General features: G+C 57.6%; 20 protein-coding genes. 6 read left to right on the forward strand and 14 right to left on the reverse strand.

Features of this window, described 5'->3' with window-relative positions; translation table 11 throughout:
- Positions 1–79: 79 nt before the first annotated feature.
- Positions 80–2,248, reverse strand: coding sequence for a prolyl oligopeptidase family serine peptidase (locus MWU39_RS04250; RefSeq protein WP_247158730.1), 2,169 nt, complete (start codon positions 2,246–2,248; stop codon positions 80–82).
- 160 nt (positions 2,249–2,408) lie between these two features.
- Here MWU39_RS04250 and MWU39_RS04255 point away from each other — a divergent pair, with 160 nt between their 5' ends.
- Entirely contained in the window at positions 2,409–2,888 is a 480-nt protein-coding gene (locus MWU39_RS04255) for a hypothetical protein (RefSeq protein ID WP_247158731.1), read from the forward strand.
- A 76-nt stretch (positions 2,889–2,964) separates the two neighbouring features.
- Here MWU39_RS04255 and MWU39_RS04260 read toward each other — a convergent pair whose 3' ends face one another.
- From MWU39_RS04260 to MWU39_RS04280, 5 genes are read right to left on the reverse strand one after another with little or no spacing between them, the layout of a single operon-like run.
- Positions 2,965–3,222: an ATP synthase F1 subunit epsilon gene (locus MWU39_RS04260; RefSeq protein ID WP_247158732.1), complete on the reverse strand. Its 258-nt coding sequence runs from the start codon at positions 3,220–3,222 to the stop codon at positions 2,965–2,967.
- Positions 3,223–3,227: 5 nt separating this feature from the next.
- The gene (atpD, locus tag MWU39_RS04265) at positions 3,228–4,685 is read right to left on the reverse strand and encodes a F0F1 ATP synthase subunit beta (protein WP_247158733.1); all 1,458 of its coding nucleotides are present in this window, start codon (positions 4,683–4,685) and stop codon (positions 3,228–3,230) included.
- A 21-nt stretch (positions 4,686–4,706) separates the two neighbouring features.
- Positions 4,707–5,579, reverse strand: a complete 873-nt coding sequence (locus MWU39_RS04270) for a F0F1 ATP synthase subunit gamma (protein WP_247158734.1) — start codon at positions 5,577–5,579, stop codon at positions 4,707–4,709.
- A 12-nt stretch (positions 5,580–5,591) separates the two neighbouring features.
- On the reverse strand, positions 5,592–7,121 hold the full coding sequence (gene atpA, locus MWU39_RS04275; protein ID WP_247158735.1) for a F0F1 ATP synthase subunit alpha: 1,530 nt from the start codon (positions 7,119–7,121) through the stop codon (positions 5,592–5,594).
- A gap of 12 nt (positions 7,122–7,133) precedes the next feature.
- On the reverse strand, positions 7,134–7,688 hold the full coding sequence (locus MWU39_RS04280; RefSeq protein ID WP_247158736.1) for a F0F1 ATP synthase subunit delta: 555 nt from the start codon (positions 7,686–7,688) through the stop codon (positions 7,134–7,136).
- 223 nt (positions 7,689–7,911) lie between these two features.
- Between MWU39_RS04280 and MWU39_RS04285 the strand changes: the two genes are divergently transcribed.
- Complete coding sequence (locus MWU39_RS04285; RefSeq protein ID WP_247158737.1) at positions 7,912–8,739, forward strand: TauD/TfdA family dioxygenase; 828 nt, start codon at positions 7,912–7,914, stop codon at positions 8,737–8,739.
- Here MWU39_RS04285 and MWU39_RS04290 read toward each other — a convergent pair.
- Together MWU39_RS04290 and MWU39_RS04295 are read right to left on the reverse strand one after the other, a co-directional pair.
- Positions 8,736–9,122, reverse strand: coding sequence for a DUF1304 domain-containing protein (locus MWU39_RS04290; protein WP_247158738.1), 387 nt, complete (start codon positions 9,120–9,122; stop codon positions 8,736–8,738). The genes MWU39_RS04285 and MWU39_RS04290 overlap by 4 nt on opposite strands.
- A gap of 52 nt (positions 9,123–9,174) precedes the next feature.
- Positions 9,175–10,806 (reverse strand): trypsin-like peptidase domain-containing protein, encoded by a 1,632-nt coding sequence (locus MWU39_RS04295; RefSeq protein ID WP_247158739.1) that lies wholly within the window; start codon positions 10,804–10,806, stop codon positions 9,175–9,177.
- A 103-nt stretch (positions 10,807–10,909) separates the two neighbouring features.
- Here MWU39_RS04295 and MWU39_RS04300 point away from each other — a divergent pair, with 103 nt between their 5' ends.
- The 3 genes from MWU39_RS04300 to MWU39_RS04310 all read left to right on the forward strand — a co-directional run bounded on the left by MWU39_RS04300 (position 10,910) and on the right by MWU39_RS04310 (position 13,430).
- The gene (locus tag MWU39_RS04300) at positions 10,910–11,557 is read left to right on the forward strand and encodes a hypothetical protein (protein WP_247158740.1); all 648 of its coding nucleotides are present in this window, start codon (positions 10,910–10,912) and stop codon (positions 11,555–11,557) included.
- Positions 11,558–11,634: 77 nt separating this feature from the next.
- Positions 11,635–12,681: a bifunctional DNA-binding transcriptional regulator/O6-methylguanine-DNA methyltransferase Ada gene (gene ada / locus MWU39_RS04305; protein WP_247158741.1), complete on the forward strand. Its 1,047-nt coding sequence runs from the start codon at positions 11,635–11,637 to the stop codon at positions 12,679–12,681.
- A 2-nt stretch (positions 12,682–12,683) separates the two neighbouring features.
- Positions 12,684–13,430, forward strand: coding sequence for an isocitrate lyase/phosphoenolpyruvate mutase family protein (locus MWU39_RS04310; protein WP_247158742.1), 747 nt, complete (start codon positions 12,684–12,686; stop codon positions 13,428–13,430).
- Positions 13,431–13,433: 3 nt separating this feature from the next.
- On the opposite strand, the gene MWU39_RS04315 is transcribed toward MWU39_RS04310, so the two are convergent.
- The 6 genes from MWU39_RS04315 to MWU39_RS04340 form a co-directional block, all read right to left on the reverse strand.
- Positions 13,434–14,873 carry a DUF1501 domain-containing protein gene (locus MWU39_RS04315; protein WP_247158743.1) on the reverse strand — a complete coding sequence of 480 codons (1,440 nt, stop codon included), beginning with the start codon at positions 14,871–14,873 and terminating at the stop codon, positions 13,434–13,436.
- 14 nt (positions 14,874–14,887) lie between these two features.
- Positions 14,888–16,741, reverse strand: coding sequence for a DUF1800 family protein (locus MWU39_RS04320; RefSeq protein WP_247158744.1), 1,854 nt, complete (start codon positions 16,739–16,741; stop codon positions 14,888–14,890).
- Positions 16,742–17,195: 454 nt separating this feature from the next.
- A complete protein-coding gene (locus tag MWU39_RS04325) occupies positions 17,196–17,828 on the reverse strand; it encodes a glutathione S-transferase (RefSeq protein ID WP_247158745.1) in 633 nt (210 codons plus the stop codon).
- A 42-nt stretch (positions 17,829–17,870) separates the two neighbouring features.
- A complete protein-coding gene (locus MWU39_RS04330; protein WP_247158746.1) occupies positions 17,871–18,887 on the reverse strand; it encodes a hypothetical protein in 1,017 nt (338 codons plus the stop codon).
- A gap of 19 nt (positions 18,888–18,906) precedes the next feature.
- Positions 18,907–20,469: a cryptochrome/photolyase family protein gene (locus MWU39_RS04335; RefSeq protein ID WP_247158747.1), complete on the reverse strand. Its 1,563-nt coding sequence runs from the start codon at positions 20,467–20,469 to the stop codon at positions 18,907–18,909.
- A gap of 33 nt (positions 20,470–20,502) precedes the next feature.
- Positions 20,503–22,668 (reverse strand): primosomal protein N', encoded by a 2,166-nt coding sequence (locus tag MWU39_RS04340; protein ID WP_247158748.1) that lies wholly within the window; start codon positions 22,666–22,668, stop codon positions 20,503–20,505.
- 49 nt (positions 22,669–22,717) lie between these two features.
- Between MWU39_RS04340 and MWU39_RS04345 the strand changes: the two genes are divergently transcribed.
- On the forward strand, positions 22,718–23,422 hold the full coding sequence (locus MWU39_RS04345) for a DUF4197 domain-containing protein (protein ID WP_348646367.1): 705 nt from the start codon (positions 22,718–22,720) through the stop codon (positions 23,420–23,422).
- Positions 23,423–23,516: the final 94 nt, after the last annotated feature.

Below are 23,516 nucleotides of genomic sequence, written 5' to 3' on the forward strand. Positions count from 1 at the left end.
ACAGCTAACGGAATTTAGGCACGAAAAAGGGCGGCCCGATTTCCCGGACCGCCCTGAATTTTCGACTCGATCCTGTTGATCAGCCGCCGTTTTTCTCATCCATCAGCTGCTGCATCAGATAGATATATTGCAGCGCCTGAAGCTTCGCGCGCTGTTCATTATCGACCCCGCCGGAATGCCCGCCGGTCATATCTTCGAAGTAATAATAGGGCTGACCCAATTCTTTCAGCTTGGCTGCGCCCTTGCGGGCGTGGGCCGGATGGGTCCGGTCATCCGCGGTTGACGCCCATAGGAACGGGGTGGGGTAATCCACGCCTTCTGTGATCTTCTGATAGGGCGAGTAACCCTCGATCCATTTGCGCTGTTCTTCGATCCGTGGATCGCCATATTCGCCGATCCAAGACGCTCCGCGCCCGATCACGTGATAACGCAGCATGTCGAACAGGGGGATCGCCACGATTGCCGCGTTGAAGAGATCAGGGCGCTGGGTGATTGCCGTGCCGACCAGCAGTCCGCCTTGCGAGCCGCCTTGAATGCCAAGATGCTCCGGCGAGGTGAAACCTCTGTCAACGAGGTCCTGACCCACGGCGATGAAATCATCCCATGTCCGCTGCTTATTCTCGCGGATGGCTGTCTGGTGCCAGTTCGGCCCGAATTCGCCGCCACCGCGCAGGTTGGCGAGCACATAGGCGCCGCCACGTTCCAGCCATAGCTTTCCGGTCGAGCCGAGATAACCAGGCAGGCGCGGGATCTGGAAACCACCATAGCCGCTCATAAGCGTCGCGGTGCTTCCGTCCATCTCCATGCCTTGCGGCTTGACGATAAAGTAGGGGATTTTCGTCCCGTCTGCGCTGGTGGCTTCGTGCTGCTCGACCTCCATTCCGGCTTTTTCAAAGTAGCTGGGGCTGGTTTTGAGCACGGTCGGTGCGCTGGTTCCGTCCGAGTAATACAGCGTCGTCGGATTGAGGAAGTCGGTGACCGTGAACATGATCTGGTCGGTCTCGTCAGACGAGGCCGCAATGCCCACCGTTGCGTTGTCGGGCAGGTCAACTTGTTCGCTCACCCATGCGCCATCAACAAAGTTGAACTGCAGAACCTTGCCAACGACATTGTCGAGCATGCCGACAAACAGTGCGTTGCCGGTGATCGCGCCGCCGCGCTTTGTCTGACGCTCTGCCGGAGCCCAGACGAGCGTTTTCTTGGCGCCGTTCGGATCGGCTTTCCATTCTTCCAGATTGACCGCAATTAGGCTGTCTGCCGGGAATGTCTGACCATCCGTCTCCCAATCGACATCGGTCGAATAAAGCAGATGCCCATCGACAATGCCGTACGGGTTGGCTTTTTTCGGAATGTCGAGTTTGATCCAATCATCGTCGATCGAGACGAAATACTCGCTCTCGTGAAAACTCACGCCGCGAAACGCTGTCATTGCGTGGATCGTGCCGGAATTGTCGCGCAGCAGGCTAGCGCCGGCCCAAACGTCGTCTGCTTGGCCGCGGAAGACTTCGGAAGCATCGGCTAGGGCTGTCCCGCGAACCCAGATGCGGCTGGTGAAGGGGTATTCGCTTTCAGTCAGCGTCCCTTCGCCGAAATCGCGACCTACCAGCAGCGTGTTCTCGTCAATCCAGCTCACACCGCCCTGACTCTTTTCTTCGATGGCAAAACCGCCTTCGACGAAGCTCTTGGTCGAGGTGTCGAATTCGCGCATGATCGTTGCGTCTTCGCCGCCATCGGACAGCGCGATCATGCACAGATTGCGGGCAGGGGGCAGGCAGGTCGAACCTTTATAGACCCATTCTTTGCCTTCGGTAGCTGCCAGCGCGTCGACATCGAGAATGGTTTCCCATTCGGGCTCGTCGGTTTGATAGCTTTCCAGCGTAGTGCGACGAAGCAGCCCCTTCGGGTTCTCCCTGTCCTGCCAGAAATTGTACAGGCCGTCCGGACGGAAGCTGACATAGGGAATGCGATCTTCGCTGTCATAGATCGCAAGCGCTTCTGATTTCAGCTGTTCGAAACGTGGATCGGTTTCCAGCGCCGCGAGCGTCAGCTTGTTTTCGTTTTCAACCCATTCCAGCGCTTCATCGCTGCGCGCTTCTTCGAGCCAGATATAGGGGTCTTGTTCAGGACCGGGCACGCCGTCTGCCGGTGCTTCGGCCTTATGATCGTCGGCGCTGAGGCCGGAGGTTGCTGTGACGGTCATCGCTGCTGCCAGCGCCCATGAAATCGCTTTGGTTGAGACAAGCTTCAAAAGTCCTCTCCTTCGGGGGAATTGCTGGATTGAATGTGGAGGTATGGCGGGTGAATTGCAAATGTTACGAGGCTTTACCTGCCCGGATTAATGCGCGTTAATATCTACGGGGCATTGAGGTCGCGAGCGCGAAAACGCGCCTGATACGTAAGGGTAAAAAATGACCACTCCAAACAGCACCAGTCTCGAAGATGGCTTGCCGACCAAACTGTGGGTCAAGGGAACCAGCTACCCAGTCACAATCCTGTGGGTGACTGAAACACACGCGGAAGTTATCGTCGCTGAAGGTGTGAATTTTGATTCCAATCAACTAGCCGCTGTGATCCTCAGGCAGTTTATCAGTCTGCCCATGCGCGTGATTGCCCAATCCGGACAGAATATGGTGCTGTACTTCGTTCAAAAGCCGCACGCATCGATGCTTGATCTGATTGATCGAGATTTGATCAAGGCGGGTATCGATCGGCTGTGCGATACTTTGGAAGAGCGTGCGGTCCCTACGAACGCACTCGCCGACATCGCGGCAAGGCAGCGCGAAGCGACATGTGAAGAGCAAGAGATAGTAGCGGCGTTTGAAGAGCATGTGCGCTCGCTAGGTCATAACCGCCAAAGCAGCGGCTCGGAAAAGCTGATAGCTGCGTGAGGCCTGCTCAGAGATATGAAACAGAAAAGGGCGGCCCGCGAAGGCCGCCCTTTTCATGTTCACTGATATGAGGCGTTTACGCTTCGACGTGCTCTGCCAGAACCGTCAGACCGTTTTCGCCCACTTCGGCAAAGCCGCCGCGCACTTCGATTGTCTCGGGCGCTGCGCCTTCGGTCTTGTAGACCTGCACCGCGCCATCGCGGATCGTGCTCATGAAAGGCGCGTGGCCTTCCAATACGCCAAATTCGCCTTCGCTGCCGGGCACGACGACCATATGGACGTCTTCGCTGCGGACCTGCTTAGCCGGGGTTACGAGTTCGAAGTGAAGAGCCATCGGACTTAGGCGTCCTCAGCCATTTCAGCGGCTTTCTTCACCACGTCTTCGATGCCGCCAACCATGTAGAAGGCTTGCTCTGGAAGGTGGTCATATTCGCCGTCGACAACCGCTTTGAACGATTTCACGGTGTCTTCGAGCTGTACGAAGATGCCGTTGATGCCGGTGAAGACTTCCGCAACGTGGAATGGCTGCGAAAGGAACTTCTGTATCTTACGCGCACGGGCCACGGTAAGCTTATCTTCTTCCGAAAGCTCGTCCATGCCGAGAATGGCGATGATGTCTTGCAGCGACTTGTACTTCTGCAGGGTCTCTTGAACCTTACGAGCCGTCTCATAGTGCTCTTGGCCAACAACACGCGGTTCGAGAACGCGGCTGGTGGAATCGAGCGGGTCAACGGCCGGATAGATGCCCAGTTCCGAGATCGCACGGTTCAGCGTGGTCGTTGCGTCAAGGTGAGCAAACGATGTCGCTGGTGCAGGGTCGGTAAGGTCATCGGCAGGAACGTAAATGGCCTGAACCGAAGTGATCGAACCCTTGGTGGTCGAGGTGATGCGCTCTTGCAGGTTACCCATGTCCGTCGACAGGGTTGGCTGATAGCCCACCGCCGAAGGAATACGACCGAGAAGCGCGGACACTTCCGAACCAGCCTGCGTAAAGCGGAAGATGTTGTCGACGAAGAACAGAACGTCCTGGCCTTCTTCATCGCGGAAATATTCCGCCATGGTGAGACCCGACAGAGCAACACGGGCACGCGCGCCGGGAGGCTCGTTCATCTGACCGAAGACGAGGGCCACTTTCGAACCTTCTGGCGTAGCAACGCCGTTTTCGTCCTTCTTGATGACCTCTGCGTCGAGGAATTCGTGGTAGAGATCGTTACCTTCACGGGTACGCTCACCGACACCGGCGAACACGGACACGCCGCCGTGGCCTTTTGCGATGTTGTTGATGAGTTCCTGAATAAGAACGGTTTTACCAACACCGGCGCCGCCGAACAGGCCGATCTTACCGCCCTTTGCGTAAGGTGCGAGAAGGTCGATAACTTTAATGCCGGTTACCAGAATGGCGGCTTCGGTGGACTGGTCCACGAAAGCAGGCGCTTCTGCGTGGATCGGCATGGTCTTTTCCGCGCCAACCGGGCCAAGCTCGTCGATCGGCTCGCCCACGACGTTCATGATGCGGCCCAATGTTTTCGGGCCAACCGGCACGGAAATCTGTTTGCCGGTCGAAATCACTTCGCTGCCGCGGGTGAGACCTTCGGTAGCGTCCATCGCGATGGTACGAACGGTGTTCTCGCCAAGGTGCTGGGCAACTTCAAGAACGAGGGTCTTGCCGTCATTCTTGGTCTCCAGCGCGGAGAGAATTGCGGGCAGTTCGCCGGGGAACTGCACGTCAACGACAGCGCCGATGACTTGGCTGATTGTGCCATTCGTGATTTGGTTGAGTGCGGGTGCGGTGGCCATTTTGGGTTCCTTAGCCTTCGATTACAGCGCTTCTGCGCCAGCAATGATTTCGATAAGTTCGGTGGTGATCGCTGCCTGACGGCGGCGGTTATATTCGATGGTCAGCTTGTTGATCAGATCGCCCGCATTGCGCGTGGCGTTGTCCATCGCGGTCATCGAAGCGCCTTGCTCCGATGCTTCGCGTTCAAGCAAGGCGCCGAACAGCTGCGTTTTCACATAACGTGGCAGCAATTCTTCGAGGATTTCCTCTTCGCCCGGCTCATATTCGACCACGGCATCTCCGCCAGCACCGTCGCCTTCGGGCGATGGCACAGGGATCAGCTGGTTGACGGTCGGATTTTGAACCAGAGCCGACTGGAATGTCGGGTAGATAAGATGTGCGACGTCAAATTTACCTTCGTCGAACATCGCGATCAATTCGGCTGCGATCGCATCTGCTTCTTCGAAGCCCGGCGTTTTTACAGTCGAAGTGTCAAAACCGGCGGTGATCTGGTTCGCATATTCGCGTTTGATCGGGGCACGGCCTTTCTTACCGACGAGGTAGAACTCGACGCTCTTTCCTTCTGCCAGAAGTTCCTGAGCCTTCACCTTCGCAGCTTTGACGAGGTTCGAGTTTAGACCGCCGCAAAGACCCTTGTCGGTGTTGACCACCACGAGGAGGTTGCGCGTGTCCGACCCGGTGCCAGCGAGCAGTTTCGGAGCGCTGTCGCCTGAAACCTTGCCAGCCAGCGAAGCCATTACGGCGCCCAAGCGCGTGGCATAGGGCCGACCCGCTTCGGCAGCAGCCTGCGCACGGCGAAGCTTCGCCGCGGCGACCATCTGCTTGGCCTTGGTGATCTTCTGAGTCGATTTAACCGACCCGATCCGATCCTTGAGTTCTTTTAATGAGGCCACGTCAGCGGTCCTTTATGCGAACTGCTTGGCGAATGCTTTGAGAGCGTCGACGGTGCGGTCTTTCACATCGCCTTCGAACTTCTTGCTTTCGCGAATGTCGCCGAGGATGTCGGCATGTTCGCTGCGGAAGAATGCCAGCATCTGCTCTTCATATTCGTTGACGCGCTCAACAGCGACATCATCGATGTAGCCGTTGGTGCCAGCGAAGATCGAAACAGTCTGCTCTTCAAACGGCATCGGCGAGAACTGGGCTTGCTTAAGAAGCTCGGTCAGACGCGCACCGCGGTTCAGCAGTTTCTGGGTCGCGGCATCAAGGTCCGAACCGAACTGCGCAAACGCAGCCATTTCGCGATACTGGGCAAGGTCCAGCTTCATCGAGCCCGAAACCTTCTTCATCGCTTTCGTCTGAGCGGCGCCGCCAACACGGCTAACCGAAAGACCCACGTTAATCGCAGGACGGATGCCCTGATAGAAAAGGTCGGTTTCAAGGAAGATCTGACCGTCGGTGATCGAGATCACGTTGGTCGGAATATATGCCGAAACGTCGCCAGCCTGCGTTTCAATGATCGGCAGCGCAGTCATCGAACCGTGACCTTCGCTCTCGCTCATCTTAGCGGCACGCTCAAGCAGACGTGAGTGGAGATAGAAAACGTCACCCGGATAGGCTTCACGGCCTGGAGGACGACGCAGCAGCAGCGACATCTGACGATACGCAACAGCTTGCTTGGAAAGGTCATCATATACGATCACGGAGTGCATACCGTTATCGCGGAAATATTCGCCCATCGCGCAGCCAGTGTATGGCGCGAGATATTGAAGCGGAGCAGGCTCGGAAGCAGTCGCGGCGACAACGATGGAATATTCCATCGCGCCGTTCTCTTCGAGCTGTTTAACGATCTGGGCAACGGTCGAACGCTTCTGGCCGACAGCTACATAAACGCAGTAAAGTTTCTTCTTCTCGTCGTCGCCTGCATTGACGCCCTTCTGGTTGATGAAGGTGTCGATGGCGACAGCGGTTTTACCGGTTTGACGGTCACCGATGATCAGCTCGCGCTGGCCGCGGCCAACAGGAACCAGAGCGTCAACAGCTTTGAGGCCGGTCTGCACAGGCTCGGAAACGGATTCGCGCGGGATGATGCCCGGCGCTTTTACTTCTACGCGGCTGCGCTCGGTTGTTTCGATCGGGCCTTTGCCGTCGATCGGGTTGCCAAGAGCGTCAACAACGCGGCCCAGCAAGCCTTTGCCAACCGGAACGTCCACAATGGTTTCGGTCCGCTTGACTGTGTCGCCTTCTTTAATCTCGGCGTCAGAGCCGAAGATCACGACGCCGACATTGTCCGCTTCGAGGTTCAAAGCCATGCCCTGAACGCCATTGGCAAATTCGACCATCTCACCAGCCTGAACTTTGTCGAGGCCGTGGATACGGGCGATACCGTCACCAACGCTAAGCACGGAGCCAACTTCGCTCACTTGCGCTTCGGTGCCAAAATTGGCGATCTGGTCTTTGATGACCTTGGAGATTTCTGCTGCGCGGATTTCCATGTTCGTAGTCCTTTAAGCCTTCATGGCCTGGGAAAGTGAATTGAGGCGGGTGCGGATCGAGGCATCAATGCGCTGCGAACCGATTGTGACGACGAGGCCACCGAGAAGCTCGGGATCTACATCGGCAGATAACATTACAGTGCGACCTTCGCGGGCGGTCAGCTTGTCCTTAAGCGTGGCAAGCTGGCTGTCCGAAAGCGGATGCGCGCTGGAAACTGTTGCGGTGACCTCACCGCGCTGGGCGGCGGCGATGGTGTTGAACGCGGTGATCATGTCGCCCAAGGACGACAGACGGCGGTTTGACGCCAGCACACCGAGAAAATTGGTTGTCAGGTCGGCGAGACCCAGATGTTTGCCAACCGCGGCAATCGCTTCGCCTTGGGCGCTGCGTGTAAGTTGCGGGTTGGTGGTGGCAGCGCGAAGGTCATCCGATTCGCTCAACGCACCCGCCAGTTTGGCGAGATCGGACTCGACAGCGGTGACCGTGCCGGCCTCGCTTGCGAGTTCGAACAATGCTGAGGCGTAACGGCCTGCCAGGCTAGCCTGAATTCCGGCGGAAATATCCACGCGTTCGATGTCCTTTAGGATCTTCGAGAATAACGATACATCGCCTCGGGATCGGAGGCCTGGTTGGGGGTCTCCTGCGAAGCTGGCGCGCGCCTAGCAATGTCTATCTGATTCCGCAAGCCGAGCGCGCGCAAATTGTCGCTCAAAGCGGTCTGCCTCTTGCATTACGCTAGGGAATGTGACATATGCTTACCGAACGGTAAGAAAAGTTTGGGAGAGAATCATGCAACTGACACCAATGGCCCCGAAATGCGGTGTGGAAGTTTCCGGCGTTTCGCTCGCGTCATGCAGCGACGCCGAGATGGATCAGATCAAGCAGACTATTTATGAGCACGGCGTTGCGGTTTTCCGTGATCAGGATTTCTCGCCTGAGGATCACATCAATTTTGGCCGCCGTTGGGGCGGGATCGATGTGAACAACTATTTCCCGCTTAACGAGGCATTCCCGGAAATCGCGCTCGTAAAGAAAGAGGCGCACGAATCTACCAATATCGGCGGGGCGTGGCACACTGACCATTCCTATGACCAAATCCCTGCGATGGGCTCTGTCTTGGTCGCGCGCGATCTTCCGCCGAGCGGGGGCGACACCGAATGGGCTCACATGGGCGCAGCCTATGATGCGCTGCCGGATGACATCAAAGCCGAGATCGAGAACCTTGAGGCGTTCCACACCGCTGACCATGTATATAAGGCCGATGGTCTCTATGCGCAGACCGACATGGGCAAGAATCTTCGCGGTCAGGATCTGAAAACCGGTGCGATCCACCCCGTTGTGATCCGTCACCCGCAAACGGGCCGGAAGCTTCTTTATGTGAATGGCGGCTTCACAATCCACTTTGTTGGTCAGACCCGCGAAGAAAGCATGCCGCTACTGCAGAAGCTGCTTGATGCCGCTGTGATGGATGACAATCGCTGCCGCCTTCAATGGAAGCCCGGTACGGTTGCGATCTGGGATAACCGGACCAGCTGGCACAATGCGATCAACGATTATGCCGGTCATCGCCGCGAGATGCACCGCATCACGCTGTCGGGTGAGGCGCTGGCGGCTTAAGTGTCGCTGCGCGTTTGCCGATAGGCAAGCGCGGCCAGAACCATCGCGATGACTGCGGGGACCGTCTGAACCACCACAATGCGCGGTGAGACGGTCGCCGCACCAAACACACCCGCAACCGCGACGAAGATCAGGAAGCACATTGCGACCTTGAACCGCCACTGCGAGTCTTTGATTGTGAGCGACCAGATCAGGCCCATTGCCAAAAAGGCATTATACAGACCTTGATTGGCCGCCATCGCGGTGGTCGGCTCAAACAGCTCGGTAGGAAAAGAGGCAAACACCTTCGGCCCGCGCGTCGTCCAAGCGAACATCTCGAACCACGCGATATAAAGGTGGAGCAGGGCGATCAGGCCAATGGCGAGTTTGGAAAGAGTTTGCATAGCGTCTTCTATACCCGATCTATCGTTCAAGATAGATCAGGCCTTAGCTCTATTATTCAGCTGCTCCAGCCGTTGCCGCCGATTCGCATGTGTAGACGAGCCGTTCATTCGGTCGGTTCGGCAATTGCGCGATCACGCTTGATTGCTGTTCGCCCAGAATTCGCGCTGCATCGGTTACGCCGCACGCAGGCGGAGTGTAGCCACGGCGCACCTCGCGCGCGGCTTCCATATCGGCGCGGCTCAACAGGAACCGGTCGGTTCTGAAAATGCGCGTTTGCGGGTCGTAAGTGTTGACCGACACCGCTGCTTCATCACCCGGCACAAACACCCGGGACCATTCACTGCCGCTCATCCCGTATTGAGTCCGTTCATTGACGCAGCCGTCTGCACCCCATGAAAACTCGACATCATCGGTTCGCGCCCCGGTGATCCGGCTGCGTTCGGGTACAAGCGTGCAGATCAGCGATCCATCGCCAGCAAGCGAGATAGGCTGGCTGCCATCATCGCCGCCGCCTTCTGCTTCTTCCAAAGCGGCTGCGACGCGGTCTTCAATCTCGTCATAGCCCGGCCGCGTGGCCCAAACGAGCACGGTCCCGATAAAGGCTGCACCCGCAATCCCGCCTGCGATCATCGAACGGGTTTGGGCGTTCGGGTAATTCTCGGGATCAGTGCGGCCTTGTGCGCGCAACTGGGTGGCTGTGTAGCCCGCGCCAATGCCGACGAGCAGCAGGATAAGCGCCATGGCCATCGCATTGTCGCGTTCTTCCATCACTTCGAGTTGCGCTTTTATCCGTGCTTCGGCTTTGGCTTCGCGCAAGCTTGCCTCTCGCGCATCAATCCTTGCCTGTGCTTCGGCACGCTCCGCATCAAAGCGCGCGCGTTCGGCGGCGTTGAGCTCTTCGATAGATCGGCATGGCAGCGCATTGGTGCGCGGCTCAATATCGTTCTCGCGCAGGAACGGCAGCAATTCGCGCAGGGACACAGCGAAGTAAAACTCGGCATCGGACCCATCTGAATCCGCGCCAAAGGAATTGACGCCAAGCACACGTCCGCACCCATCCAGAAGCGGCCCACCGGAATTGCCCCGTGCAATCGGGGCTGTGTGCAGGATTGTGTCAAACTGGCGGCTGGGCCGTTCACCGGACAAAAACCCTCGGCTTTTTACGGGCGGCTGCGCACTGAAAATATCGCTGATTTCCAGACCCTGCGCGAGATCGACATTCATCGGATAGCCCACCGCCGAAACCTCACCGAACCCGCTTGTTGCGCCGCCTGCGATAGTCAAAGGAGGCAGTCGCAGGCTGGAATCGACAATCTCTAGCAAGGCAAGATCATTGCGCGGGCTAACCGCCACGGGGCGGGCAAACGCGCTGTCCGATCCTTCACTCGGCACGATCCCGATGCGTAGGGTGTCGTCCTGCAAAGCCTCGCGGATGACGTGGGCGTTGGTGACGATCCGGTTCGAAGTGACGGCAAATCCGCTGCCGTGGGTAACAGGAACCAGTTCCTCTCCGGCTTGGTTGATCAACACCACGCGGACAACACCGCGCGCCGCCGCATCAACATCGCCGGAATCGGCGAGGGCTGGCGAGGCCATAACACCCAGCAATACAGCAAGGGTACAGCAGAACGCGTTTAAGGCGTTGTGAGCAAGGCGGGTCAGATTGTGCACAGATTGGGTCATTCTGCTAAGCTATTAAGGAGTGATCATTGCCCTTGCAAAACAATGGGTCGATGATGCTGTGTGTAAGGGCGCAATGGCTCCCGATGAGTCAAAGAGGGTTTCTATGACAGTTCGCAGGTTTTTAGGTGCTGTATCCGCGGTGGCCGCGACTATGATCGCTGGCCCATTGGCTGCGCAGGAGCCTGAACTAGACTTCGCCATCAGCGATGATCTGTTCACCGTGACAGTGCCTGAGGGGTTTTGTGAACCAGAAGGCGAATATGCGGAGATCGCACTGCAATATGCGACCGGCGATACACGCAACGTCACTCCGGTCGATCTTCAGCGATGCGGCACTTTTGAAGAGGATTATATCTTGGTCAAAGCGCCGCGCGGGCTCGATCCCGTTGAGCTACCGAAGGCTGAATTCCTCGCAGGGTTGGCGGAGGAATTGAAACAAGCAAACCCCATTCAGAGCGGTGAAAAGCGCGGCTATGTTGATATGCGCGATGAAACCGAAGGAGACCGTGATATCGCCATTGTCAAGTTCGGGTATCGCGGATCAGATGATCAATGTGCCTATCTGGGCGGAGAATTGCTTGTAACATTCAGCGATGGCCGCAAAGAGCCGGTCTATGTCGGTTCATGCGGCACTCTTATCGGCAACCGCCATTTGTTCGTCCATTCCTATGCTCGTGTGGCCAGCGGCGCGACAGTCGAATCGATGAAAGCACGCAGCCGCGCTGTTTCGGGAATGATCGCGCCAAAGTGACTGCTTTCGATTGACGCTTTGCTATTGAGCACAAGGTTCGGGATGGAGCATTGGACAAAAACCTTCAGAACCAGCGCATGACAGACCAACGCATCCATTCAGGCACGCTTTCGGACGATGATCGCTGGCAAATCGCGCTTGCAAAAGACCGTCGGTACGATGGTGCTTTTGTCACCGGCGTACATTCGACGGGTATTTATTGCCGCCCAAGTTGCCCAGCGCGCGCGCCGCTGCGCAAAAACGTCAAATTCTATGCGAACCACGAAGATGCAGAGGCGGCGGGGCTTCGAGCCTGCAAGCGATGTTCGCCTAACACACAAAGCGCGGAGGAAGCCTGTGTGCTCGCCGCGATTGCAGCAATCCGCGCCGATGGTTCGCAGACACTGGATCAATTAGCCGACCTAACCGGCTATTCACCCACGCACTTCCAGCGGTTGTTCAAACGCACCGTAGGCCTTTCTCCGGCAGCTTTCGCACGGGCTTTGCGAGAGGAAAAAGTGCGCGGCGCTTTGGAAGATGGAGCCAGCGTGACAGACGCGCTGTATGATGCAGGCTATTCCGCGCCTTCGCGGTTTTATGCCAACACAAAAGGACGATTGGGAATGCAGGCGAGCGACTGGCGCGATGGCGGGAAGGGGCGCCAAATCCATTGGAGCGTGATAACGACTTCTCTGGGTGAAATGCTGGTCGCAGCGACCGAAAAGGGCGTGTGCTGCCTTTCCTTTGGCGAAGGCGAGCCTGAGCTGCGCGCTAGGTTCCCCAAGGCAGAACTGGTCGAAGGCGGCGAGGATTTTCGCGCGCTGTTTGATCAGGTTGTCGCGGCGGTTGAGGAACCTTCGAATGATGCTTCGGCCATACCGCTCGATGTGAAGGGCACGGCTTTCCAGCAGCGTTGTTGGGAGGCATTGCGCCAAATACCCGCTGGCGAAACGCGCAGTTATGGTGAGCAAGCGGCTATGCTGGGCAATCCTAAAGCCAGCCGCGCTGTGGGAAGTGCAAATGGTGCCAACAACATCGCCGTGCTGATCCCGTGCCATCGCGTCGTGCCTGCCAGTGGTGGTGTTGGTGGCTATGCCTATGGGCCCGAGATCAAGGCCGAATTACTCAAACGCGAAAGCCAATAGATATGACCAAAAATGATTTTGCCGCGCTGCATAAAGCCGGCGCGCCGCTTATCCTATTCAATTGCTGGGACGCTGGTAGCGCGAAAGCCATCGCGAGTTCCGGTGCCAGCGCCATCGCCACAGGCAGTCTGGCTTTGGCTGGCGCGCAGGGTTTCGATGACGGGGAGGGCATTCCATTTGAGGTGCTTCTCAAAACTGTGCGACAGATCGCTTCGGTCATTGATCTGCCGCTCAGCGTCGATATTGAAACCGGCTTTGCGGACAGTCCTGATGATATTGCATCGAACGCAGCTGCTTTGATCGAGGCTGGGGCTATCGGTTGCAATCTTGAAGACAGGCTGCTCCCTTCAGGCGGTTTGCGCGATCCAGCTGGGCAAGCTGCGCGGATCTCGGCGGCGAGCGATGCGGGCCTGTTCGTCAATGCCAGAACCGATCTGTTTCTTGCGCCGCTGATGGCGGGGGAGGACCCCAACCGTATCGAGCTGGTCGACGCCGCCGCCGAACGCGCGGCGATTTATGGCAAAGCGGGCGCGGGTTGCCTCTTCGCGCCTGGTCTCAGTGATCCATCCTTGATCGCCTCTCTCTGCGAACGGGTGAACATGCCCGTCAACGTCATGCGGCTGGATGGCATGGTCAGCAATTCGGAGCTGGCTAAACTGGGCGTGGCCCGGATCAGTTACGGACCTGGCCCATGGCGAGCGGCCATGGAAGCGGTGGCCGACAATGCAAAGGCGGCGCTGAGCAAGTAAAAGCTATGTCGTCGCCGGTTGCGGTTTCGTCATAAAGCCAAGGTCAGGCGAAGCGAAGCGTCCGATATTGGGCGAAATGCTTGGAAGCTCGCTCGGCGAGACCCCGAACCACGTGGCCAGCGTTGCCGAATACTCGTCCACCGAAGTGGTTGGAAGCAAGCGGCCACGGCCAACCTGGTCTGCTGTTTCGACCGAGACCGATGGCGCGCGGCCATAAAAGCGCCCGCCATTCACACCGCCGCCCATCGCAAAGTGGAAGCTGCCCCAGCCATGGTCGGACCCGTCACCGTTCGAGGCCAGCGTGCGTCCGAAATCTGACGCGGTGAAGGTCGTAACCTGATCCGCGATGCCCATCTCGATTGTCGATTGGTAAAACGCATCCATCGCGGCATCGACACTAGCTAGCAGCCCTTCGTGCTGCCCAATCAAACCGTCATGATTGTCAAAACCACCCGCCGCGACGAGGAACACCTGCCGCGTTACGCCCAAAGAACTCCGGGATGCGATCAAATTGGCGACCGTGCGCAATTGCGCGGCGAGACCGTTGCCGTCCGGGAAAACAGTTCCGAGACTTGAGTTGCTCAGAGCATCATTGACGAACTGACCATACTGGATCGATCGGTCGTTTATATGCGCGTGGTCGGCGGCAAGAATGTTGCCCGAACCGCTACGCAGAATTTGATCGAGCGCGCCCGCTGCGGCGCTGGAATTGAACAGACGATTGCGATTGAGCGGCCGGAACAATGTCGCTCCCGATGGGGATACTTGATAAGGCACCGCGTTCTCACCGCTCAGGAAAACGGCGTTGCCGCTGACATTGATCGCGGTGAACATCGAGTTCGTGTTCGACGTCAGAGCGAGATCGCCCATCCGTCCGCCCCAGCCAGTCGGCGACCCTTCCGGCTGTGAACTTTGCCAGGTCGATTGCTGATCATTGTGCGAGAACAGTTTGGCAGGGCGCGGTACAGAGTTGTTGTCATATTGCGCACGGGTCAGCGGCGCGACGAGCGGGCCGACATTCAGGATTGGAGCCATCGCTCCTTCATCAAACCGCTGCTTCAAACGCGGCATCGTCGGCGCGAGTGCATAGGTGATGTCGTCGGTCAAAGTCTGGTCGTTTGGAGTGGCCAGAACGGAGCCCGCCAGCGATGCGCGGGGCAGGGCAATGCCGCCGCCTGCTTCCGATCCACCGCCGCCGCGGATGTTGGAATAGCGCGCATAGTTGGTGGCATCGAACGGGATCAGCGTATTGCCATGATCATTGCCGCCATAAAGGAAGACGCAGACCAGCGCTTTATAGCCTCCTGCATTGGAAAAGGCTGCCGCCTCGCTCAGACCGGCGAGGCCCATCGCGTAGGAAGACGCTGCGCCCATCGCCGCCAATTGACTGGTGCGGCGCATAAAAGCGCGGCGCGAAAGTTCGGATGCTTTGCCGATATACATGACTGCCGCCTCTCTTATTTCTGTACCAGATAATCGGTGGAAGCCATGATCAGCAGCACCCCGATATGAACCCGCCGCAACTTGTCTGCATCGGAGCTGGCAGCAGTGACCGACACATCATCCATCGCCGATTTCACAATGTCGCGAATGCCCGAGCTGAGCTGGTTCGCGGTCAGCAACAGGTCCAATCGATCGAGCAGGGCCTGACTGTCATCGGCAATGGCAATCTCTGCCGAGTAATCCATCTGCAGATCGCGGAAAAGGAAGCTGGACGTATCTACCGCGCGCTCCATGAAATTGACGTAGCCTGCGACCGAGGTTTCGTTGACCAGCTGAAATTCAGGCGCCAGCAGATTGTTGTCCGCTGCCTGTGAGCCATTGGGGAAATAGGTGGGCCTGAAGAAGTTGAAGACCGATGGCGGGCGCAAAGGTGACTGTCCCAAACGGCTGGCAGGATCGGATAACTCGCGAACTTCCCAATTGCCGCTGTTCGAACTTACACCAAATGTTCGGGCAAGCTGGGTGAATCTCAGCATCGGCTCGCGCAGTTTACCGAAAGCCGGATTGTTCGCATTGCTTGGTTCAAGCGCTTCGTCGTCCAGCAGGATCGCCTTGAACACCGCGCGCAGATCGCCCCGAGTGCCGCTGCCATTGTTATCGAACACGGCAGCCACGCGGCTCACATAGGCAGGCGAAGGGTTGCTGGTGACCAGCCGTTGAATCATCTGTTTGGCAAAGAACGGCCCGACATTTGGATGATTGAACAGGTGATCGAGTGCCAGCCGCAAACTGTCGGCAGCATTGGTCCCTGCCGGAATAGTCAGACCCAGAAAGGTCTTCTCTTCTTCGGAATGAAACCCGTTGTTGCGCGGGAAACGCCAGCGCGATTGATCGGCAGTCATTGGCTGACGCGCATAATCGGGGTCGGGAACCCGAAAGTTCGGATTGCCCGGTTCCGCTGTGAAGCTAATCCCAGTGAAATCGTAATCGTACCCTGTGAAGACCTTGGCGATGCCCGTCACATCATCATTGGTGTACGTTTCGATAGGGTTCCCGCCGGATGTTCTGACCGTACCATCCTGATTGAGCTCAAACAGGCCGATGGAAAACAACTGCATGATTTCGCGGCCGTAATTCTCATCGGGGACCCGGCCCGTACTCGGGTCGGCACGGCGATTACCCAATGTGTTGAGAAACACGCCCATTGCGGGATTGAGGGAGATGTCTTCCATCAAATCGCGGAAATTGCCAAAGGCGCGGCGGTTCAGAATATCCCAGTATTCCCCGATCGCTTGGCTGCGCCAGGTGATGCTAATGCTATTGAGGGAAACCACAAAAAATTCAGACAGCGCAAGCGCGGCACGTTTACGAACGCTGCTTCCGCCGTTGAGTAATTGTGACCAGATCATCTGATCGCCGATCCCGCGGGAAAAGTAATAACGATTGCTGTCGACTGCATCGTATCCGCGGGTTGCGAAGAATTGCCGCGCGCTTTGCGAGTTCGAAGCGTTCATCTGGCGGTTCAGCCACGGTTCGTACCCTTCGTCGCGCACTTGCTGGATTGCGCCTGTGCTTACCGCGAAAGAGGCTTGTTGAAGAAAGCGAGACGCGTCTGCGTCTGTTTCGGGCTTGCGGACGACCGGCGGAGCAGTTGGGGGTGTGCCGGTTGTTGGCGGTGCGCCATTCGAACCGCTGCCACCGCCGCCGCCGCATGCGGCAACCGCGAGCGCAGCTGCGCTTACTGTTGCGGCCTTGGTCGAAGTCACTGCGCCGGAATTGTCTTCGTAAGCAGTCAGCGGCTCTGCGCCGCACTCTTCGTCCAGGTCCAGCTGAACGCCAGCGGGCGCACCCGTATCCAATTCCGTCATAATACCCCAACCTTGTTCAGGCTTCCGATCCCTCTCCCTCGACGAGCTTGGTTTACTCAGCGCTTAAAGACAAGGTTAACCGGATTTAAGCACCGTCAAGGACAGCGGTGGCACGCTATCAAGCGATTTTGACCATGCACGTGATCCGCGACCACCCGACTCATTTTGCGGATCAGATGAGGCTATGCGCGGAATCGAGGGCAAAAGTCGCGCTTTGGCTTCAGGGATGGGGCCCGCAGGTTTTCCTACTTCGCGTAGGCTTGCTAGCCCCGTAGCGGCTCTTTCCTATTGTTGATCCGCGTGCGTGCCGGACGCCTGTAGAGGCGATGACCCTTGCCCTGTTGGACAAGTGTCATGTGTGGTCTTTTGATGCTTGTTGAGAAAATTCAGAGCTTTGGGCTGTAGGACCTGCATGACACATGGCCTGATTTGTCATGCAGGTCCTACAGGCTAATCAATCAAGCTTTGGAGGGAATCCCGGTTCCGCTTTTGCCATCGCCCGCTGATAGGCTTCGCGCGCTCCGATCCGCTGAAGATACGCTTTCAGGTTCGGCATATGATCGATGCTCATGTCGTTGAACGCGCGCGCCGTTGTGAGCGAGAAGCCAAGCATTATGTCAGCCGTTGTCAGCTGCGATCCGCCGAAATAATCGGTCTCGCCAAGGCGGCGCTCAATCGCTTCCCATGCATTGGTGATCCGCTTCATCAAAGGTGGCGGCATTTCCGCGCCCACAGCGTTCACCGCAATGCTCATCATGCCATTGGTCATCAAGGTCGCGTTGGCAAAATGGAACCAGTACAGATGATCGGCGAAATCCGGGTGGTCTGCGCCCGGCACCAGATCGGTATCGGGCGCGTATTTGCCGATGATGTAATCGACAATCGCGCCGCTTTCACCAAGCAAGGTGTCGCCATCTTCCATCAAGGGCGCAATCTCCATCGGGTGCAGCGCCTTTAGCTCAGCCGGAGCCAGCCGCGTTTCCGGATCGCGATTATAAAGTTTGAGATCGTATTCGAGGCCCAGTTCCTCACACAGCCAGACGATGCGTTCCGATTGCGAAATACGAAGGTGGTGAACGGTCAGCATTGTTGGCTCCAGATCGTAGTTATGAGTGCAGGTTGCAATTGACTAAGGCGCAGCAGCGTCGATTTCCAAACCGGCGAAAACGGTGCTGAAATTGGGATATGTGTCAGCCCATTGATCAGCGGCGCTTATACCGATCAAACGGATGTAGTTTCCGTCAGGCTTGAACACGACCCATTGAACAAGCCGGACATCTTCATCCGTCTCGCTGTCGGTTCCTGTTTTAATGATCCGTGTCGCTGGCAAATCATTGAACACAAACTCAGCGCTCTCGATTGTTGCGTCTGGTGAATAGGAAACCAGTGTCTGGAGGGCACGTTCAGAGAATTGCATCCGGTCAACGCCCAAGGCACTTGGCGCGATAGAACTGGCAACAATCAGAGCGGGCTGCTCCGATGCTTTGATCAAATCGAGCGGGCCTTTTGTCAAAACGACGCTGGATCCGCCCATCACTTGGGAAATCCTCATCCCGCCCAGATCATTCAAAGCGAAGGGCAGGGCGCTCAATTGATCGGTAAGCGTTGGTTTCGGGCGCTCCGCAACGCCTTTGATCATCGCGCACGCATCGCCATCGAAATTGTCGTTGAATGGAATTTGCGCTGTCAGGAAACCGACTTTCTCGCTTCCTTTGACAAGCAACAGGCATTTCGGGATTTCGGAGCCTTGCATAGTTTGCGTGCCCGCAATCCGAAGCGCCGGCATACCATTGATAACGAGTTCTTCGATCGAGCTGGCGGTGATCCCGGCCCGCGCCACCACCGATGGTTGAGAAAAGTTCGTGAGCAACTCGTCCCACCCCTCAAGAGGTATCTCGTTTATCATCACGGTCGCGCTGTTTTCGAGATCGGCAAAGCCCGTAAACTCGGCTGCTTCCGTCGCCCCTTCAAAAGGGATAATCCCGAAAATGCTTCCTTCAGGAAACACGACCTCTTGGTCGGCAGAGGTTTCTTCAGCGCTATCTTGGGCGAGGGAAGGCTGCGCAAGCATTGCTGTGGCGGCGGCTAGGCCTGACAGCGCCAAACGCCGGGCCGAGATGCTCGACGTTGATCGTTCGAATTTCATGCGCGCCTCGTTTTTCTGACTAGTTGCGTGCCCATCCTTTGCTGGCGGGTTCAAGACTGTCGAGGAATTTCTCCGCGCTCTCCAGATAATCGCTGCGCTTTTCCTCGTCCATCCTGTCCCAGTTGGAATAGATGCGGCCAATGCGGTGATTGCTCGCAAGCCTGTCCCGGTGGCGGTCCATAAAGTGCCAGTAAAGCGGGTTAAACGGACAGGCATCGTCGCCCGTTTTCTTGCTGACAGAATAGCGACATTCTTTGCAGTAATCCGACATCTTGTTGATGTAGTTTCCGCTCGCTGCATAAGGTTTGGTCGCAAGCTTCCCGCCATCGGCGTAGAGGATCATGCCGGAAACATTGGGCAGCTCCACCCAGTCATAGGCATCAGCATAAACGGCCAGATACCAATCCTGCACATCGCGCGGATTGATGCCGGCAAGTAGGCAGAAATTGCCGAGCACCATCAGGCGTTGGATATGGTGCGCATGGGCATTTTCGCGGGTCGAACGAATGCAATCGGACAGGCACCGCATATCGGTTTCGCCGGTCCAGAAAAACTCCGGCAAAGCGCGCTGCGCGTTAAGTTTATTGTCGCTTTCCAGTCCCGGCATGTGGAGCCAATAGAACCCGCGAATATATTCGCGCCAGCCGATGATCTGGCGGATGAAGCCCTCGACTGAATTGAGCGGGGCTTTGCCATCTTCGTAAGCTTGTTCTGCGCGCTCGCACAGCTCCATTGGATCAAGCAGCCCGCAATTGATGCTGGTCGAAAGCATGGAGTGAAACATGTCATCCGACCCGTGAACCATCGCATCCTGATAGGGGCCGAACTTCTCGATCCGCTCGGCAAAGAAGGCATCAGCCGCTTGTTCGGCCTCAGCGCGGGTGACGGGCCAGCCAAACGGTTCGAGATCGCCGAAATGGTCGGAGAATTTCTCGCCAACCAGTTTGATCACTTCGGACGTGATATCGTCTGGATCAAACTTCGGCACTGGCGGTGGATCAAGGTCGCCTTTGGGCGGTTCACGGTTGTCTTTGTCGTAATTCCAGTCGCCGCCTTTCGGTTTGCCATCCTCCGTCATAAGGATGCCCGTCTTCTTGCGCATTTCGCGGTAGAAATGCTCCATGGTCAGATGCTTGCGACCCTCAGCCCAATCGCGAAATTCGCTGTGCGGGCAAAGGAAGCGATCATCGGGCAAAATCTCGACATTGCAGGCGAATTTATCAGGCCATTCCTCAATTGCCTGCTGCACCCGCCATTCGCCCGCTTCGACGATATGCACGGCGCTCGGATTGTGTCGTTCGATCGCGCGAACAACCTCTCCTGTGAAGCTGCCCGCATTGTCGGGATCGTCCAGCTTTACGTAATCGACCGTCCATCCGGCTTCGCTGAGCTCAGCCGCAAAGTGCCGCATTGCAGAAAAGATCAGTACGATCTTTTGCTTGTGATGTTTGACGTAAGTCGCCTCGTCCCAAACCTCCATCATCAGGATGACGGTGTTGTCTTTGGCTCGCCCCTTAAGGGATGCGAGCGTCCGGGTCAGTTGGTCGCCAAGGATGGGGATAAGGATCGGTTGTTTAGCCATGCAGCACAAATGAATGAGACGGCATTTCGTGCCTTAAACAAAGCTGTAAGGATCAATATCCACACCTACTCTAACACCCGGCGGGAATTGGTGCGCATCCAACCATTCGCGCAATGTCTTTTGCAAATTCGCGCTGCGGCGGGCGTTTACGAGGAAGCGGTAGCGGTAGCGCCCACGAAGCAGAGCAAGGGGTGCAGGGGCCGGTCCGAGGATGTAAAGATCTTCGCGCTTGGGGCGGGTGTCGCCTAGCCGGTTAGCCGCTTCCCGCGCTTCCTTTTCATCTTCGCTTGAAATGATGATTGCGGCCCAGCGGCCAAAGGGCGGGGCGCCTGCATCCCGGCGAGATTCCGTTTCGGCAGCATAAAACGCGTCGCGGTCTCCGTTGGCCAGCGCAGCGATGACGGGGGCATCGGGATGGCGCGTCTGGATCAGCACTTCGCCGGGCTTGGCTCCGCGTCCTGCGCGGCCCGCGACCTGCGCGACCTGCTGATAGGTGCGCTCTGCTGCGCGCAGATCGCCACCTTCCAGACCGAGATCCGCATCGACCACGCCGACTAAAGTCAGTTCGGGGAAGTGAAAACCTTTAGTGACCAGCTGCGTGCCGACTATAACGTCAATCGCTTTCGCCTCTGCCTGCGCGATAAATTCGGCGGCGCGTTCGGGATTGCCGAGCGTGTCGGACGTGGCGACGGCTACGCGGGCCTCGGGGAACAGCTCGCCGACTTCATCAGCGATGCGCTCCACACCAGGGCCGCATGCGACAAGGCAGTCGCCTTCGCCGCAATCGGGGCATTCATCAGGAACCTTGGTCTCCAGCCCGCAATGGTGGCAGGCGAGCCGCGCGGACAGGCGGTGTTCAACCAGCCATGCACTGCAATTGGGACACTGGAAACGGTGCCCGCAATTCCGGCAGAGCGTTAGCGGGGCATAGCCACGACGATTGAGAAACAGTAGCGATTGTTCGCCTTTCGCCAGCCGATCTTCAAGTGCGTTGATAATAGGTACGGAAAGCCAGCGCCCGCTTGCGGGTTTTTCTTCCGTCAGATTGACCAGCTTGATTTCCGGCAGCTGTGCGCCGCCAAAACGGCTGGGCAATTCCATCAGTTCGTATGTGCCCGTGGACGCCATGTGCAGGCTTTCCAGCGCAGGAGTAGCGCTCGCGAGCACCACCGGAATACTCTCGAAACGCGCGCGCATTACAGACACATCGCGGGCGTTATACCGAACGCCGTCATCCTGTTTGAAGCTCACCTCATGCGCTTCGTCGACGACGATCAGGCCGAGATTGGCGTAGGGGAGAAACAAGGCTGAGCGCGCCCCAACGATAACCTGGGCTGTGCCTTGGGAAATGGCTCGCCATGCCCGGCGGCGCTCGGTTGATTTGAGCGAGGAATGCCACAGGACGGGTGCGCTGCCGAAACGTTGTTCGAACCGCACAAGAAAGTTCTCGGTCAAAGCGATTTCGGGAAGCAGCACGAGCACCTGACGTCCTAGCCGGATCGCCTCCGCGACGGGTTCAAAATAGGTTTCGGTCTTGCCTGATCCAGTCACCCCGTCGAGCAGGATTGGCGCGTATTCCTTTGCCTCGACCGCTTTGACCATCCGCTTGGCCACATCCAACTGATCCGCCGACAAAGCCGGCTGATGGAAATCTGGATCTGCGGGTGGGTAGGGGCGGTCGATGGCGACGGTGACAGGCTCAATCACGCCTTGGTTCACGAGACCGCGCAGCACCCCTTCGGAAACGCCTGCGATACTCGCGAGCTCACGGATGATGCCCTGTTCGCCTTCGAGTGCATCAATTGCGGCCGCACGCTGCGGTGTCATCCGTTCAGGAGTGCCCCCGCTTAAACGGTATTCCGTCGTGGTTGTCGGCCCGCCAAGAGCGCCGCCGCTGGACAGGACCATCCGCGCCACGCTTGCTAGGGCCGCGCAATAATAGTCGGCGGTCCACTCAATCAATCGCCTGAGCGGTTCGGCGAGCGGCGGAACGTCCACAACTTCGAGGATGGGGCGCAATTTGCTGAGGTCAAAGTCCGCGCCGGGCAACCTTCCTTCGTCCCAAACGATGCCGGTGACTTTCCGCGGGCCGAGAGGTGCGATAACAACGCTTCCGGGCTCCACATGCACGCCATCCGGCACGCTGTAATCCAGCGAGCCGAGCGCGGCATTGAGGACGAGAAGACGGACGCGGTTCATGTGTGCTCGCCAATATGGGGGGCAAGCGGGGCAAACGACAAGGAACGAGATGATGGATATGAACGGGCTTGATCAAAAGGCGCTGGGTCGCCGGACAATTTTGAAGGGCGGCGCGGCGGCTGCGGCGCTGTTGGCTTTGCCCGCATGTTCGACTCTGCCTGGCTTTAGCCTGACAGAGGCGGTGCGCAGATTGTTGCTGCTTTCGAGCGAGCGCGCTTTTGCACGGCTTACCTCGCCAGATGGATATTGGGATGATCAGGTCGCGCGTTTGGGGCTCGGCAACCTGCTCGGCACGCGCGGCGATGTACTGTCGCGTATCCTGACCTCGACCTTGTTCAAGGATCGCCTTGAAGACGCCTTCGCCGACATTGCCATTGAAGGCTCGTACCGTGCAGCGCCGGTCGTGACAGAGGCCGTTCGCGCGATCGGTCTTCGCAACGCGATTGAACTGGTGCGAGGCGGGCCGAAAGCAGCGACACAGGCTCTGCGCGGGGAGCTGGGCGGAAGGTTGATTGACACAATGGTGCCGGAACTGGGCGATGCGATCCGGATCGCGTCTGATCCGCTGGTTGGGCAATTGATCGATGCGACGACTGGTGCGGATATCAGCGGTATTGCAGGGCGATTGGCTGGCAATATCGACGATGCGATCTGGACCGAGATCGGCACAGAAGAAGCCGCCATCCGCTCTGACCCGCGCTCGACTGGCGACCCTGTCCTGATCGGAGTGTTTGGTGTGGGCGGGTCGATCTAAAGCCATTACCTCGGCTGGTTAGCAAATTGCAGGGTGATACCGTTCTGGCGCATCTGGCGACTCACGCTGCGCTGTGCCATCCCGCTGTCAACGA

The organism is Erythrobacter sp. F6033 (assembly GCF_023016005.1).
Lineage (GTDB): Bacteria > Pseudomonadota > Alphaproteobacteria > Sphingomonadales > Sphingomonadaceae > Erythrobacter.

What these genes read in the sequence shown, in the direction of transcription:
- MWU39_RS04325 (WP_247158745.1), bottom strand. Translation starts at nt 17,828, where the DNA reads ATGCTGACCGTTCACCACCTTCGTATTTCGCAATCGGAACGCATCGTC.
- MWU39_RS04310 (WP_247158742.1), top strand. Translation starts at nt 12,684, where the DNA reads ATGACCAAAAATGATTTTGCCGCGCTGCATAAAGCCGGCGCGCCGCTT.
- MWU39_RS04330 (WP_247158746.1), bottom strand. Translation starts at nt 18,887, where the DNA reads ATGAAATTCGAACGATCAACGTCGAGCATCTCGGCCCGGCGTTTGGCG.
- MWU39_RS04295 (WP_247158739.1), bottom strand. Translation starts at nt 10,806, where the DNA reads ATGACCCAATCTGTGCACAATCTGACCCGCCTTGCTCACAACGCCTTA.
- MWU39_RS04340 (WP_247158748.1), bottom strand. Translation starts at nt 22,668, where the DNA reads ATGAACCGCGTCCGTCTTCTCGTCCTCAATGCCGCGCTCGGCTCGCTG.
- MWU39_RS04320 (WP_247158744.1), bottom strand. Translation starts at nt 16,741, where the DNA reads ATGACGGAATTGGATACGGGTGCGCCCGCTGGCGTTCAGCTGGACCTG.
- atpA (WP_247158735.1), bottom strand. Translation starts at nt 7,121, where the DNA reads ATGGAAATCCGCGCAGCAGAAATCTCCAAGGTCATCAAAGACCAGATC.
- MWU39_RS04285 (WP_247158737.1), top strand. Translation starts at nt 7,912, where the DNA reads ATGCAACTGACACCAATGGCCCCGAAATGCGGTGTGGAAGTTTCCGGC.
- MWU39_RS04315 (WP_247158743.1), bottom strand. Translation starts at nt 14,873, where the DNA reads ATGTATATCGGCAAAGCATCCGAACTTTCGCGCCGCGCTTTTATGCGC.
- MWU39_RS04260 (WP_247158732.1), bottom strand. Translation starts at nt 3,222, where the DNA reads ATGGCTCTTCACTTCGAACTCGTAACCCCGGCTAAGCAGGTCCGCAGC.
- MWU39_RS04335 (WP_247158747.1), bottom strand. Translation starts at nt 20,469, where the DNA reads ATGGCTAAACAACCGATCCTTATCCCCATCCTTGGCGACCAACTGACC.
- ada (WP_247158741.1), top strand. Translation starts at nt 11,635, where the DNA reads ATGACAGACCAACGCATCCATTCAGGCACGCTTTCGGACGATGATCGC.
- MWU39_RS04345 (WP_348646367.1), top strand. Translation starts at nt 22,718, where the DNA reads ATGATGGATATGAACGGGCTTGATCAAAAGGCGCTGGGTCGCCGGACA.
- atpD (WP_247158733.1), bottom strand. Translation starts at nt 4,685, where the DNA reads ATGGCCACCGCACCCGCACTCAACCAAATCACGAATGGCACAATCAGC.
- MWU39_RS04255 (WP_247158731.1), top strand. Translation starts at nt 2,409, where the DNA reads ATGACCACTCCAAACAGCACCAGTCTCGAAGATGGCTTGCCGACCAAA.
- MWU39_RS04300 (WP_247158740.1), top strand. Translation starts at nt 10,910, where the DNA reads ATGACAGTTCGCAGGTTTTTAGGTGCTGTATCCGCGGTGGCCGCGACT.
- MWU39_RS04290 (WP_247158738.1), bottom strand. Translation starts at nt 9,122, where the DNA reads ATGCAAACTCTTTCCAAACTCGCCATTGGCCTGATCGCCCTGCTCCAC.